Raw genomic sequence first — 14,418 nt, forward strand, 5'->3', positions numbered from 1 at the left:
CGGGGGAACAACCCTGAGCGGGTGCGCGGGGATATCCCTCCGCGGAGGGACGCGCGCGCGGAGTCCGGCACCCTACCGTCGGTGTATGTCCGGCACGATCGAATCCACAGCGCCCGCAACCAGTTCCGGTCGGCGGATCGACGAGATCGATATCCTGCGCGGATTCGCGCTGTTCGGGATCCTGGTCACCAACGTGATCGTCGCGACGACGCTGTTCAGCTTCGGCGGCACCCGCGAGGAGCTGCGGCCGCGCTACGACGGCCCGGCCGATCATTTCGTGCACGCGCTGGTCACGGCGTTGTTCGAGGGGCGATTCTATCTGCTGTTCGCGTTCCTGTTCGGGTACTCGTTCACCTTGCAGATCGCCGCGGCCCAGCGCGCGGGGGTTTCGGAGCGGGCGCGATTGCTGCGGCGGTGCGCGGCGCTGATGGCGATCGGGCTGGTGCACGTGTATCTGCTGTGGATCGGCGACATCCTCACGCTGTACGCGTTCTTGTGCCTGATCCTGATCCTGCTGCGCAAGATCCGCCCGCGCACCGCGATCATCACCGGCATCGTGCTCTACGGGGTGTGGTCGGCGCAGATGTTCCTGCCCGGGGCCGGGGAGGACGCCTACGAGGCGATGGCGTTGTTCATCGACCTGCCCGCCCTGCACGCGGACTACGTGGGCAGCCCCGCGGCCACCTTCGACGTGCAGACCTCGCTGTTCCCGGGGTTCCTGCTGCTGATCTGGTTCGCCCAGGGGGTGACGAGCCTGGCGATGTTCCTGTTCGGGCTGGCGGCGGGCAAGCGCGGGCTGTTCGAGGACCCGGAGACGGTGCGCCGCTGGACACCTCGGGTGCTGCTGCTCGGCTACGGGCTGGGCCTGCCGGTCTCGGCGGTGACCTTCGCGGGCACGATGAGCTGGCTCGCGCCGCCGAGCTGGTGGGGCGGGATCCAGATGCTGGTGGCGCCGCTGATGACCTTCGCCTACATCGCCACGGTGCTGATCGCGGCGCGCTCGGTGCGCACCGGACGGTTCGCGGCGTGGCTGGCCCCGGCCGGGCGGATGGCGGCCTCGAACTACATCGGCCAGTCGATCGTGCTGATGGTGCTCTACACCGGATACGGCTTCGCCCTGGCCGACAAGGTGCCCCCCGCGGCGGTGCTCGGGTTCGCGGTGCTCACCTTCGCCGCGCAGCTGCTGCTGAGCCGCTGGTGGCTGCGCGGGCACAAGTACGGTCCGGTGGAGTGGCTGCTGCGGGCGGTGACCTATCTGTCGCGGCCGCCGTGGCGCCGGACTATCCCGGCTGCTTCGCCTTGACCTGCCGGCGGTCGTACCAGACCAGCAGCGGCTCCACCACGCGCGCCGCGACCGGCCCGGCGACCGCCATCAGCAGCACGTAGGTGGTGGCCATCGCGGCGAATTCGTCGGGCACCGCGCCCGCGGCGACCGCGAGCCCGGCGATGACGATGGAGAATTCGCCGTGCGCGACCAGCGCGGTGCCCGCCCGGGCCCGCCCGTAGCGGGACGCGCCCGCCTGCTTGGCCGCCCACCAGCCGGTGCCGATCTTGGTGGCGATGGTGACCACCGCCAGCAGCAGCGCCCACCCGAGCACCGGGGGAATACTGGCCGGGTCGGTGCTCAATCCGAACAGCACGAAGAACAGCGCCGCGAACAGATCACGCAGCGGTTCCAGGATTTTGGTGGCCGCGTGCGCGGTGGAATCCGAGATCGCGATGCCCAGCAGGAACGCCCCGACCGCCGCGGAGACCTGCACCGCCGAGGCCACCCCGGCCACCAGCAGCGCCGAGCCGAGCAGTTTGAGCAGGAAGATCTCGCGGTCCTCGCTGTCGACGATCATCGACACATAGCGCCCGTAGCGCAGCGCGATGACCAGTACGACGGTGACCGCGGCCAGCGCGATGCCGAGGGTCTTCATGCCCGCCAGGAAGCCGGCGCCGGCCAGGACCGCGGTCAGTACCGGCAGATACCCGGCCATTACGAGGTCTTCGAAGACCAGGATCGAGAGCACGGTCGGGGTTTCGCGGTTACCCAGCCGGCCCAGGTCGTTGAGGACCTTGGCGATGATGCCCGAGGAGGAGATGTAGGTGACCCCGGCCATCGCGATCGCGCCGGTCAAGCCCCAGCCCAGCACCAGCGCGACGATCACGCCCGGGGTGGCGTTGAGCACCAGGTCGACCACCCCGGCCGCCCAGGAGCGGCGCATCCCGGTGACCAGTTCGCTGGCGCTGTATTCCAGCCCGAGCAGCAGCAGGAGCAGCACCACGCCGATTTCGCTGGCCAGATGGATGAATTCGTCGACGTGCTGCAGTTCGATCAGGCCGCCGGTGCCGAACACCAGGCCGCCGATGAGGTAGAGCGGGATCGGGGACATGCCGATGCGGGCGGCGACTCGACCGAGTAAACCCAGGCCGAAGATCACCGCGCCCAGCTGGATGAGAGCGAGGGCGGTGCCGTGTTCGACCATCGATCAGCCGCCGGTGAGAATGGCCGCGGCGGCGTCCAGTCCCTCGGTCGTGCCGACGACGATGAGCAGATCACCGGCGGTGAACAGGAATTCCGGGCCCGGGGAGGGGATCGGGTTGCCGGCGCGCATCACCGCGACGATGGAGGTCTTGGTGCGGGTGCGCATCTCGGTGTCGCGCAACTGGCGCCCGTCGAAGGGTGAGCCCTTGCGGATCTGCAGCTGGCGGGTGGTGACGCCGTCGAATTCGCGGTGTTCTTCGCGCAGTTGGGCGACCAGCTGGGGGGCGCCGAGCAGGTTGGCCAGTACGGCGGCCTCGTGGGCCGAGAGCGGAATCTGTTCGGTGACATCGGGATTGTCGGCCTTGCTCAGGATGAGATCGATCGATCCGTCCTTGTGGTCGATGATGCCGATCCTGCGGCGGCCCCGCGCGAGCGCGAACTCTTTGCGTACACCGATGCCGGGCAGGGGGGTCACCTCAACGTTCACCTCACCAGGTTAGCGGGACCGGAACGGGTGCCCCGAACCCAGGTGTCCGGTATGTCCGAGTGTATCGGAGGGTTTGCTCTCGGCCGGGGTGAATCGACCGACAGGACCGGCCGGCGGCACCCCCTGCGTGCCACCGGCCGATGCGGCTGATTATCCGGTATTCCGAACCCCTTACCGCCCAAACGGTTACGTCAGTCCCCGGATGAACTCCGCGAGCAACTGCCCGCTGTAGTCGGGTTTACCGTTGTTCTGCACCGCGGCCGCGCCGATGGTGTCGATGTGGGTGTAGCCGGGCAGCTGTTCGACCTGCGCGGTCGGCGGCGCCGGGATCCAGGTGCCCACGCCGTACTGCACGACGCTGTCCCCGGCGTAGGCGACGAAGTTCGGCTTGGTGCGCGACATGTTCGGGTAGCGCAGATTCACCATGTCCCCGCTGCGCGCCCCGGCCAGGCCCGCGCCGAGATCGAGGACCACGCGCAGCGGGAAGTAGGTCTCCCAGTAGGCGGTCGGCGCGCCGGTGCCGAGCTGGCGGGCGACCTCGTGGATGTCGGCGGTCTCGCGGTTGGGCGCGGTCCACCACACGCCGGCGACGTCGTTGTAGTTGCGCCAGGTGTAGAGCACGCCGCGGTTGGTGGGCGCCACCCGCACCTGCGGGCCCGCGCTCATGCGCAGGTAGTTGCCCAGCACCGGGATCTGGGTGGCCATGGCCGGGTTCGGGAAGGTCTTCTCCTGCACCGGGCCGCCCGCGAGCGCGCCCACGCCCTGTTGCAGCAGGGCGAAGTTGCCGGAGTTGTTGTCGATGAAGGTGCCCAGCAGCGCGGTGTTGGTGAAGCGGTAGTCGCGGATCGTGCCCTCGCCGTTGGCGCCGCCGGACAGGATCGCCGGCCAGCTCTGCCCGAACATGAACGCCAGTGTCGCTTCGACTTCGGGGTCGCGCGGCAGCGCCGCCAGCAGCCGGCTCTCGCCGTCGGGGTCCAGGTGCGCGGCCAGCCCGGCCAGGCGGTAGAGCAGGAACGCCTTGGTGCCGATGATCGGGGACGGGCCGAAGGTGCGCAGCGGCAGCACCCCGGAGTTCAGGCCCGCCTTCAGTACGCCGTTGGCCGAGCCCAGGACGGCGTCGGCGACATCGTGGAAGAACGGGGTGTTCTGGATCGCGGCCGGGTCCGAGGAGACCATGGTGTCCTGTGCGGCGAAGGCGGCGCACTGGTTGAATCCGGCGTCGGCGCGGGTGGCGGGGTCGCCGTCGAAGTCCCAGTCGGCGAACACGCCGGTCACCATGCCGCCCATGGAGATTCCGGTGCAGACGTACTTGCGCTGGCGCTGCGCCTGATCGGGCACCTCGTGCACCATGATCTCGTACTGGTCGCGGATCACCCGTTCCACGCCCATCACGTCCAGGATCGGCAGGTCGCCGGAGGACTTGAACCCGGGAAAGACCTGGCCCTCGACGGATTTGCCGTTGAAGTAGTAGTCCACGGCGTCGAGGTAGTTCCCGCTGCGCATGGCCGCGTCGAATCCGAAGGTCTCGTCCAGGCAGGCGCTGCGGCGCGCCATCGCCCAGAACTCGACGTGGCGATCCAGGGTCGCGGCCGAGCGCACCGTATTGGCCGCGACGCCATCGGAATTCACCGCGCCGCCGTTGAGGCCCTGCTGCTGCACCACGATCGCGTCGGCGTCCGCGGCCGCGGCCGGGCCGCCGGCGGGGCGGTAGCGCAGGTAGCCGGTGCGGTCACAGGCCTCGGGATGGGCGGGCGCGCCCGCGGGCAGCGGCAGCCGGAAACTCACATACGACACCGCGATCCCGTCGCGCACCGCCAGTGGCTGCTCCTGCCGATCGGTGACCGCCGAGACCGGCGGCGCCTCCTGGGCGCCTGCCGCACCCGGCGCGATCAATCCGCCCGCGACCACCGCCGCTACCAACCCGCACCGAAGACCCTGCCGTACCGCTTGTTTCACTCAGAGCACGTTGCCACGGGTGGTGGTCCAGGTCACTGGGCTATATGTCAGCCCGGGCCGTCCGCACTCGTGCATCTTGCCAACGCCTCAGCCCGGCGTCTTCTTGGCGCGGCGGCGCCGGCCCTTGGCGATGAGCTCGGGATCGAAGCCGGGATCGGACCACTGCTCGGCCAGCGACATGCTCAGCTCGCGCCCGGCCGCGATATGGGTGAACGCGCACGCGGCCGCGGCGTCGGCGCGGCCCGCGGCGATCAGTTCGTAGAGCTCCTCGTGTTCGGAGCACTGTTCGGCGGGATCGCGGGAGGCGGTCAGTCGGAACAGCCATTCGGTGCGCGCGGCCAGGGGGCCCATCACGTTGCTGAGCAACGGGTTCGCGGCCAGTTCGATGATCTGCTCGTGGAAGGCCGCGTTGGCGGCGGCGATGCGCGGGACGTCACCGGCGGCGGTGGCGGTGCGGGCCGCGGCCAGGCCGGCGGCCAGCGGCCCCAGGGTGTCCGGGCCGGCGCGTTCGGCGGCCAGGCGGGCCGCCAGCGATTCCAGGACCTCGCGAATGTCGAACAGGTCGCGCACGTCGGCGGGGGAGAAGGTGGCTACCAGCGCGCCCTTGTGCGGCACCAGCAGTACCAAGCCCTCGGCGGCGAGCATGCGCAGCGCCTCGCGCAACGGGATCCGGGATACCTCGAGTTCGGCGGCCAGATCGCGCTCCACCAGCCGCGCGCCGGGGCGCAACTCGACTTCGACGATGCGGCGCTTGAGCACCCGGTAGGCGTGGTCGCGCAGCGAAGGGGCAGTCACGAGAACCCACAGTAACGGTAGCCCGCACGGGTTTTCACAGCCGAAACACGCGCGGAATACGCCCGCCACACCAGCCCGCAAAGTTAACGGTATACCAATAAATGGAGGTGGCCGTGGCGGCGACACTGGAGCTGACGGGCGTCGGCAAGACCTACGGCGCGGTGCGCGCGCTGGCCGGAGTGGACCTCAGCGTGCACCCCGGCGAGGTGCACTGCGTCCTCGGAGAGAACGGGGCGGGCAAGTCGACCCTGTGCAATCTCGTCTACGGCGCCGCGTCCCTGGACGAGGGCCAGATGCGCCTGTTCGGCCGTCCCTACCAGCCCAAACGGCCCGCCGAGGCGCTGCGGCACGGGATCGCCATGGTGCATCAGCATTTCAGCCTGGTGCCGGAATTGACGGTCGCCGAGAACCTGGCGCTGGGCGCGGGCTCCTGGCTGCGGGTGCCGCGCGGCGCGCTGGCCGAACGGGTCGCGGCTCTCGGCGACCAGTTCGGCCTGCGCGTGGACCTGAACGCCCGCGCCGCCACCCTCTCGGTCGGCGACCGCCAGCAGGTCGAGATCGTGAAATGCCTGCTGCGCGACCCGCGCCTGGTGCTGCTGGACGAACCGACCGCCGTGCTCGGCCCCGCCGAGATCGCCGCACTGCTCACCATCTGCCGGCGCATCGCCGAATCCGGGCGCGCGGTCGTGCTGGTCACCCACAAGCTCGGCGAGATCGAGCAGGTCGGCGATCGCGCGACGGTGCTGCGCGGCGGGCGGGTCGCCGGGGCCGGGCCGCTGGCGGAGTTCACCCGGGATGCGCTGGTGGAGTTGATGATCGGGCGGCCCGCCGCCGAGCTGGATCCCGCCTTGATTCTGGGCAGCGGCGCTGTGCTGGCGAAGCCTTCGGACGACCTTGCCGATGGCGAGGCGCCGGCGGGCGCCATCACGCCGAGCAGCGATGGGCAGGACGCCGGTCACGATGGTCGCGATGCCCCGAAGCACACGGTGCGGGTGAGTGGGCTGCGACTCACGCGCCCCGGCGGCGGCTTCGCACTCGATGGCTTGGATCTGCGGTTGCGGCCCGGTGAGATCACCGGGATCGCGGGCGTGGAAGGCAATGGGCAGAGCGAGTTGGTGGCGGTGCTCAGTGGTGCGCGGCGGCCCGAGGCCGGGACCTTCGAGCTCGACGGGGTCGACCTCACCCACGCCGGGCCCGCGGTGCGCACGAAGGCCGGGCTGGGTGTGATCCCCGAGGACCGCCATCACGAGGGCTGCATTCCGGCGATGAGCATCGCGGAGAACCTGTTCCTGGGCCGGCTCGCGGAGTTCCGGCGGCGCGGTCTGCTGGATCGGCGGGCGCTGGACGCGGCCGCGACCCAGGTCATCGCGCGGCACGGGATCAAGGCCTCCGGGCCGCGCGCCCCGATGGACACGCTCTCCGGCGGCAATCAGCAGAAGGTCGTGGTGGCGCGGGAACTGGCGCTGAATCCGCTGCGCTGCCTGGTGGCCGCCCATCCCACGCGCGGCCTGGATCTGGGTGCGGTCGACAGCGTGCTGACCCGGTTGCGGGCCGCGGCCCAAGCCGGTGCGGCCGTGCTGATCGTCTCCCACGAGGTGCCCGAACTGCTGACCCTGTGCGACCGCGTTCTCGTCGCCTACCGGGGCCGCCTGCACGGCCCCGTCGACCCGGCCGATCCCTCGGCCCCGGACCGAATCGCTCATCTCATGCTCGGGACTGCCTCATGAACATCACTGATTCCCCCGCGCCCGCCACGGGCGTGCGCACCGGCCACCGGCGCGGGCCGGCGGCCCGCCGTGATCTGGCCGTCTACGGCGGCGCGGTGGCGGTGACGCTGCTGGTCGGTATCGCGCTGGTGCTGATCGGCGGCGCGGAGCCGATGGCCGCCGGAAACGCCCTGTGGGACGGCATGTTCGGCTCGCCCTACGGGTTCGGCAGCGCGCTGAACGCGGCCGCGGTGCTCGCCTTGATCGGGACGGGGTTCACGATCGCCTACCGGGCCGGACTCGTGAACGTCGGAGCCGAAGGCCAGCTCGCGCTGGGCGGGATCGCGGCGACCGCGGTCGGGGTGAGCCTGCCCGCCGGCACCCCGGCGCTGCTCGCGGTGCCGCTGATCCTCGTGGCCGGATTCGTGGCCGGTGCTGCGTGGGCCGGGATCGCGGCGTGGCTGGCGGTGTGGCGCGGCACCAGTGAGGTCATCACGACGCTGCTGCTCAACTTCGTCGGCCTGGGTTTGGTGACCCTGGTGGTGCACGAACCGGCGTTGCTGCGCCAGCCGGTGACCTCGGCCGACACCTTGCCGCAGTCCGAGCCGCTGGTCGAGGGCGCGCGGCTGCCGCTGATGGGCCTGACCGATTCGCCCGCCACGATCGCGGTGCTGCTGGCCGTGGTCGCCGCGGTGGTGACCTCGATCGTGCTGCGCCGCACCGCGATCGGGACCCGGCTGGCCGCGGTCGGGTTGTCCGAACCGGCGGCCGCGCGGCTCGGGTTGCCGGTGTCGCGGCTGCGTTTCGGGGCGCTGGCGACCGCGGGCGGACTCGCCGGGGTGGCGGGTGCGGGACTGGTCGCGGCCGTGCCGTTCGTGCTGGCCGAGCATTTCACCTCCGGGTACGGCTTCGCCGGGCTGGTGGTGGGCCTGCTCGCGCGCGGGTCGCTGACCGCGGTCGCGGGGATCGCGCTGGCGTTCGGGCTGCTGGCCTCGGGCGGGATCAATCTGCAACTGGCCGCCGGGGTTCCGGCGTCGAGCGTGCAGGTGGTGCAGAGCGTGCTGATCATCCTGGTGGCCGGTGCGGTCATCCTGCGCAAGAGCGGTGCGGGGGTGCGGTCATGAGCGCGGCGGGTGAACTGCTCGACGGCGGTGTGCGCCTGGCGATTCCGCTGATCCTGGCCTCGGCGGGCGAGCTGGTCAGCGAGCGGGCCGGGGTGCTCAACCTCAGTGTCGAGGCGATGATGCTGACCGGCGCGTTCGCCGGGGCGATCGGCGCGCACACCAGCGGCAGCGCCGGTATCGGGGTGTTGTGCGCGCTGGTCGCGGGGCTGCTGGTCGCGGTGTTGCAGGCGGTGCTCAGTGTGGTCTTGCGCGCCGATCAGATCGTCACCGGTATCGCCGCCAACGCGCTCGCGCTGGGCGCCACCACCTACGGGTCGCGCCTGTACTTCACCGGCGGACGCACCGTGCCCGGCTTCGATCGGCTGGAAATCCCGGTGCTGCACGACATTCCGGTGCTCGGCCCGGCGCTGTTCGGGCAGACGCTGCTCGGCTACCTCGCCATCGCGCTCGCGGCCGGGCTGGCGGTGCTGTTCGGTCACCGCACCGGGCTCGGGCTCGCGGTGAGCGCGATCGGCGCGGATCCGGTGACCGCGGACCGCTCCGGTCTGCCGGTCGGGCTGATCCGCTTCGGGGTGGTTTTGCTGGCCGGTCTCACCTCCGGTCTGGCGGGTGCGCATCTGGCCCTGGCCGACGTGCACGCCTTCACCGACAACCTCACCGCCGGTGCGGGCTACCTGGCCGTGGTCGCGGTGATCGCCGGTCGCTGGAAGGCCTGGCCGACCATGCTGGCCTGCCTGCTCTTCGGTATCGCCCAGGCCCTGCAGTTCGCGGCGCCGTCGTTCGGCTGGCACCTGCCGACCGCGGTGCTGGTGATGTCGCCCTACCTGCTCGCCGTGCTGGCGGTGAGCGGACTGGTCGGAGCCTCCCGCGCACCGGCGGCGCTGACCCGTCCCTTCCTCCGAGAGGCCAAGGCCTGATGACACTGATCCTGACCCGTTCCGATGTGCTGGCGATGCTGAGCCTGCCGGAGGTGATCACCGCGGTCCGGGCCGCGCACGCCGATCTGGCCCGCGGCGACGCGGTACTGCCCGCGCCGCCGGCGATGCGGCTGCCCGGCTCGGAGTCCGGCTTCCTGGCCATGGCCGCCACCTCGCGTACCGCGCGGCTGGCGGTGGTGAAACTGCTGGCCGATATGCCGGGCAACCGCGAAATCGGTTTGCCCGCCCAGCGTTCGGCGATCCTGGCCGTGGCGACCGCGGACGGATCGTGCGCGGCGCTCATCGACGGCGCGGCGGTCACCCGGTTGCGCACCGCCGCCGCCTCGGCGGTGGCCACCGCGGAACTGGCCCGCCCCGAGAGCCGGGTGCTGGGCCTGATCGGGGCCGGGGCGCTGGCGCACACGCACCTGGAAGCGCTGCGGGTGGTGCGCGAGTTCGATCGGGTGCTGGTGTGGAGCCGCAGTGGCGTGACCGCGAAGGCGTTCGCGGAGGCCACCGGCGCGGAGGTCACCGGCTCGCCCGAGGAGCTGGTGCGCGCGGCCGATGTCGTGTGCACGCTGACCCCGTCGAAAGAGCCGGTGGTGCACGGGGAATGGTTCCGGCCCGGGCTGCACGTGAACGCGGTCGGGGCGCCGCCGCGCGCCGATCACCGCGAGATCGACTCCGAGGGGATCCGCCGCGCCCGGGTGGTGGTGGACAGCCGGCTCACCGCCGGGCACGAGTCCGGGGACGTGCTGATTCCGCTGGCCGAGGGCGTCATCGAGGCCGGGCACTTCGCCGACGAGATCGGGGAGGTGCTGATCGGCGCGAAACCCGGTCGCAGCTCCCCGGAGCAGATCACCCTCTACAACTCCCTCGGTGTCGGTCTGCAGGATCTGGCCGTGGCGCGGCTGCTGATCGATGCCGCTCAGCAGCGCGGGCTGGGCACCGAGATCGATCTGGCCGGTTGACACGCGCCGGAAATCCGCTGGTAATCCAGCACTTCTACCTTAATGGCATACCACTAAAGTTCGAAGGAAACACCCATGAAGAAGCTCGCCGTCGCCGCCCTGCTCGCCCTCGCGGCAGGCACCGTCACCGCCTGTAGCTCCACCTCCGATACCGCCGACGGCACCCTGAAGGTCGGCGTGATGTTCCCCGGATCGCTGTCCGACGACGGGTTCATGCAGTCCGGCTACGAGGGCTACCAGCGCCTGCAACAGAACCTGGGCGACAAGGTCTCGCTCACCAAGGTCGAACAGGTGCCCACCGCGGACTATCAGCAGGTCCTGACCCGCCTGGCCACCGGCTCCGAACTCGTCGTCGCCTTCGGCGGCCAGACCGATTCGGTGCTGCGCCAGGTCGCGCCCGCCTTCCCCAAGGTGAAGTTCGTCGAGATCGGCGGCCCCGCCGACGCCGCCCCGCTGGCCAACCTCGCCTACTACGACCCGGTCCAGGCCGACGGCGGCTTCCTGGCCGGCGCCTACGCCGCCCTGGTCGCCAAGACCGGCAAGGTCGCCTTCGTCGGCGGCATGGAACTGCCCGCGATCGTCAAGACCGCCAAGGCGTTCGAGCAGGGCGCCCGCCACGTCAAGCCCGAGGTGAATGTGCTGCCCGCGCAGTACGTCGGCGATTTCAACGACGTCGCCAAGGCCAAGCAGGCCGCCCAGGCCAATGTCGGGGCCGGGGCGGGCGCCTTCGGCCAGCAACTCAACCTCGGCCGCCAGGGTTTGGTCCAGGCCGCCAAGGAAGGACAGGCCGTGGTGGTCGGCGGACCGCTGGTCAAGCCGTGCGGCAGCGAGCCCGGCTACGCCGGGTACGTCAAGAGCGACACCGGCGCCGAACTCGAATTCGCGGTGCGCGCAGTGCTGGACAACAGCTTCCGGGCCGAACAGGTGCGCTTCGGGCTGGCCTCGGGCACCGGCGCCACCGACATCGTGCTGTGCGAGGCGACCCCCGAGGTCACCGCCGCCATGACCAAGGTGAAATCCGACCTCGCCGCGGGTTCGGTCACCATCGGGTGAGGGCCCGGCCGGGCGCGTCCCCGCGGGGAATAACGCGCCCGGCAGCCGCCTTGGTCTTCTGCATGACCAGTGCTGAGTTGTTGATCGACGCCTTCGGCCGCGTCCGGGAAAACGTGCACGGCGCCGTCGCCGAGCTCACCCTCGACGAACTGTCCACCCGGCTGGAACCGGGCGCCAATTCCATCGCCTGGCTGCTGTGGCATCTGACCCGCGTCCAGGACGACCACATCGCCGAGGTCGCCGGGCTGGACCAGGTGTGGACCGCGGCCGGGTGGGCGAAACGCTTCGACCTGCCCTTCGACGACGCCGCGACCGGCTACGGCCACGGTGACGCCGAGATCGACGCCCTCGCCGGGACCTCGGCCGAACTGCTGCTGGGCTACTACGACGCGGTGCACGCGCAAACCCTCGACTACGTGCGCCCGCTCACCGACGCCGATCTGCCGCGCGTCGTCGATACGCGCTGGGATCCGCCGGTGACGCTGGGCGTGCGGTTGGTCAGTGTCGTGGACGACGATATTCAGCATTCGGGGCAGGCGGCGTTCGTGCGCGGGGTGTTGCTGCGCCGGCGCTGAGTCTCAGGGCGCGGGAGCGAAATCCGCGAGCGCCGACTGGACGTGGAGGTTGTCGACGTCGGCCAGGTGGCCCAGCGGCGGTGTCGGCAGTGCGTGCTCGTGGTAGGTGGACAGCAGGGCGGTGTGCACCGCCCAGGTGACCCCGGGCGGCTCGTGCAGCAGCGGGGCGAGGCCGCGGAGTTCGGTGTCGGCGCGCAACGTCCCGAGCAGATGGATGGCGGTGTAGCGGAGGGTTTCGCGCGGGTCGGAGCGGGCGAGTTCGGCGAGCCGTTCCGCGGGCTGACCGGCCGGGGCGTGCACGACGTAGGTGTTGAGGGCTTCCTGGGCGCGCGTGTCGGTCAGGGTGGGCAGGCGGCGCCACACGTGGTCGGCGACGGCGGGATCGGGCGGCACCTCGCCGAGGTGGTAGATGGCCGCTTTCCGGACGACGCGGTGCCGGTCCTGCGAAAGGCGCAGCAGCTCTTCGGTTTCGGCCCAGGCGCCGAAGGCGGCGCAGGCGTTCTCGCGGACCACGGGATCGGGATGCCCGGCCAGCGCGCGGGTCAGGCGGGAGCGGGCGGCTCGGTCGTAGTCGCTCCAGTTGTTCTCGCGCAGCACTTCCTCGATGACGGCGAGATCGTGGTCGTCGAGGACGGCCATCAGGTCTTGCTCGGACAACGACGGCGGCGGTGGGCCCTCGATCGGCGAATACGGCTCGGCCGGTTCCGGATCGGTCCAGGTGACCAGGTCGTGGACGGGCCGCATCCACTCCCGCAGCCGGGCCGCCCCGGGATCGGAAAAACTCGCGGCGCGCTCGAAGTCCGACAGCAACGACTCGAAGCTCGCCGCCGCCGCGGCGCGCACCCACTCGTTGCCGTCGGCGCGCAGGTCGGCCAGGGTGCGCAGCACCTGCCGGGTGGCGTAGTACTGCAAGGTATCGATCGCTTGGGTGGCCACCTCGATCGCGGAGCCGTCCGCGGCGGCGAGCAGTGCGTCCTCGGCGGCGACCGGCTCCTCCCAGAGCAGCACGTCGGCGGCCACCTGCCGGACCTCGGGATCGCGATGGCGCAGCGCGCGCACCAGCACCGGGGTGAATTCGGCTTCCCCGAAACCGATTTCCATGGTCCGCAGCGCCCGTATCTGCAGCGGGTGGTCGTCGTCGGCGGCAATCGGCACCACGATGTCGGCCTCGCCGCGCCGCATCAATCGCAGGGCGTGCTGCCGTACGAGCGGGTCGCCGCCGGCCCACCAGGCGCGCCGGATCTCGCCGGTGGTGGTGTCGTCCAGGCTGCCGGCCGCCTCGGCCGCGCCGCGCCGGATCCGCTCGTCGCGGCCGGTGTCGAGCAGCATCGCGGTCAGCGGCGCCAGGGACCGGTGGTCGTCGAGCTGGCGTAGTTCCTCGAACGCGTCCTCGCGCTCGTCCTCGGAAATCAGGGGGTCGGCGGCGCGTTCCAGGAGCGGGAAGGTCCGCCGTCGATCCCGCTCGATGCTCATGCGCTCCAGAATTGCACGCGCGCCGCGCGCCGTCGCCTCGAACACCGGGCCCGAGCAATTGATCTTGTGATGTCACACTGGGTCGAGCTGCGTCGTCTACTCCTCGACAGAACGAAATCAATGAGAGGTTGGCACATGCGGATCGCGGTTATCGGTGCGAGCGGGCGAGTCGGTCGTGAGGTCGTCGAGGTGTTGCGGGAGCAGGGCCACGAGGTCGTGGCGATCACCCGGTCGGCGGGCGTGGACGTCTACAGCGGCGCGGGCCTGGGACAGGCGCTGAACGGGGTCGAGGTGGTCATCGACGCGGCCAACGCCGCCACCACCGAAACCGACGCGGTGCGCGACTACTTCCGCACCATCGCCCGCAACGTCCAGCAGGAAGCCCTCGACGCGGGCGTGCGGCGGATCGTGGTGGTCTCGATCATCGGCATCGACGCCTTCACCGCCGGGCACTACGCGGGCAAACTCGCCCAGGAACAGGCCTACCTGGAAGGGCCGGTGCCGGTGCGGATCCTGCGCGCGGCCCAGTTCCACGAATTCACCGAGATGATGCTGGACTGGACCACCCAGGGCGACACCGCCCACGTCCCCGCCACCCGGACCCAGCTGATCGCCGCGCGCACGGTGGCCGAGCAGCTCGCCGCACTGGCAGTCGCGGAATCGGCCCCGGATCGCCTCGAGATCGCCGGCCCCGACGAACTGAACCTGGCCGCGGCCACCGCGAAACTGGCCGCCCGGCGTGGGACTCCACTGCAGGTCGAGGAGGTGCTCGACACCTCGGATCCGAACCATCGCGCGCAAGCCGACGGAGCGCTGCTGCCCGGGCCGGGCACCCTCATCGCCGGGCCGAGCTTCGAGGAGTGGCTGGATCGCCACTACCCGGCGTGAGAC

13 protein-coding genes are annotated in these 14,418 nt (G+C 71.0%); 8 read left to right on the plus strand and 5 right to left on the minus strand.

All coding sequences use genetic code 11. From position 1 onward, the window contains the following. Positions 1–85 precede the first annotated feature (85 nt). Positions 86–1,303 carry a DUF418 domain-containing protein gene (locus AB0H76_RS18235; RefSeq protein ID WP_357324749.1) on the plus strand — a complete coding sequence of 406 codons (1,218 nt, stop codon included), beginning with the start codon at positions 86–88 and terminating at the stop codon, positions 1,301–1,303. Here the strand turns inward: AB0H76_RS18235 and AB0H76_RS18240 are convergent. The 4 genes from AB0H76_RS18240 to AB0H76_RS18255 form a co-directional block, all read right to left on the minus strand. Then, positions 1,281–2,471: a cation:proton antiporter gene (locus AB0H76_RS18240; RefSeq protein ID WP_357324752.1), complete on the minus strand. Its 1,191-nt coding sequence runs from the start codon at positions 2,469–2,471 to the stop codon at positions 1,281–1,283. The two genes, AB0H76_RS18235 and AB0H76_RS18240, sit on opposite strands and share 23 nt — an antisense overlap. A 3-nt stretch (positions 2,472–2,474) precedes the next feature. Next, positions 2,475–2,957, minus strand: a complete 483-nt coding sequence (locus tag AB0H76_RS18245; protein ID WP_357324755.1) for a TrkA C-terminal domain-containing protein — start codon at positions 2,955–2,957, stop codon at positions 2,475–2,477. Positions 2,958–3,143: 186 nt separating this feature from the next. Further along, positions 3,144–4,913: a hypothetical protein gene (locus tag AB0H76_RS18250; protein WP_357324758.1), complete on the minus strand. Its 1,770-nt coding sequence runs from the start codon at positions 4,911–4,913 to the stop codon at positions 3,144–3,146. 87 nt (positions 4,914–5,000) lie between these two features. Then, positions 5,001–5,708, minus strand: coding sequence for a GntR family transcriptional regulator (locus AB0H76_RS18255; protein ID WP_357324761.1), 708 nt, complete (start codon positions 5,706–5,708; stop codon positions 5,001–5,003). Between the two features lie 113 nt (positions 5,709–5,821). On the opposite strand from AB0H76_RS18255, the gene AB0H76_RS18260 reads away from it, so the two are divergent. The 6 genes from AB0H76_RS18260 (at position 5,822) to AB0H76_RS18285 (ending at position 12,054) form a co-directional block, all read left to right on the plus strand. Beyond that, positions 5,822–7,435: an ABC transporter ATP-binding protein gene (locus AB0H76_RS18260; RefSeq protein ID WP_357324764.1), complete on the plus strand. Its 1,614-nt coding sequence runs from the start codon at positions 5,822–5,824 to the stop codon at positions 7,433–7,435. Beyond that, positions 7,432–8,538 carry an ABC transporter permease gene (locus AB0H76_RS18265; protein ID WP_357324766.1) on the plus strand — a complete coding sequence of 369 codons (1,107 nt, stop codon included), beginning with the start codon at positions 7,432–7,434 and terminating at the stop codon, positions 8,536–8,538. The genes AB0H76_RS18260 and AB0H76_RS18265 overlap by 4 nt, the downstream gene beginning before the upstream one ends. Continuing rightward, positions 8,535–9,455: an ABC transporter permease gene (locus AB0H76_RS18270; RefSeq protein ID WP_357324769.1), complete on the plus strand. Its 921-nt coding sequence runs from the start codon at positions 8,535–8,537 to the stop codon at positions 9,453–9,455. Before AB0H76_RS18265 ends, AB0H76_RS18270 begins: the two co-directional genes overlap by 4 nt. Then, positions 9,455–10,426, plus strand: coding sequence for an ornithine cyclodeaminase family protein (locus AB0H76_RS18275; RefSeq protein WP_357324772.1), 972 nt, complete (start codon positions 9,455–9,457; stop codon positions 10,424–10,426). Before AB0H76_RS18270 ends, AB0H76_RS18275 begins: the two co-directional genes overlap by 1 nt. A gap of 75 nt (positions 10,427–10,501) precedes the next feature. Then, the gene (locus tag AB0H76_RS18280; protein WP_357324775.1) at positions 10,502–11,479 is read left to right on the plus strand and encodes a BMP family ABC transporter substrate-binding protein; all 978 of its coding nucleotides are present in this window, start codon (positions 10,502–10,504) and stop codon (positions 11,477–11,479) included. A gap of 62 nt (positions 11,480–11,541) precedes the next feature. Continuing rightward, entirely contained in the window at positions 11,542–12,054 is a 513-nt protein-coding gene (locus tag AB0H76_RS18285) for a DUF664 domain-containing protein (protein ID WP_357324778.1), read from the plus strand. A 3-nt stretch (positions 12,055–12,057) separates the two neighbouring features. On the opposite strand, the gene AB0H76_RS18290 is transcribed toward AB0H76_RS18285, so the two are convergent. Further along, on the minus strand, positions 12,058–13,527 hold the full coding sequence (locus AB0H76_RS18290) for a HEAT repeat domain-containing protein (protein ID WP_357324781.1): 1,470 nt from the start codon (positions 13,525–13,527) through the stop codon (positions 12,058–12,060). 135 nt (positions 13,528–13,662) lie between these two features. On the opposite strand from AB0H76_RS18290, the gene AB0H76_RS18295 reads away from it, so the two are divergent. Then, positions 13,663–14,415, plus strand: coding sequence for an NAD(P)H-binding protein (locus AB0H76_RS18295; RefSeq protein ID WP_357324784.1), 753 nt, complete (start codon positions 13,663–13,665; stop codon positions 14,413–14,415). The last annotated feature ends 3 nt before the right edge of the window (positions 14,416–14,418 follow it).

Source organism: Nocardia sp. NPDC050712, assembly GCF_040654295.1.
In the GTDB taxonomy this organism is placed as follows: domain Bacteria; phylum Actinomycetota; class Actinomycetes; order Mycobacteriales; family Mycobacteriaceae; genus Nocardia.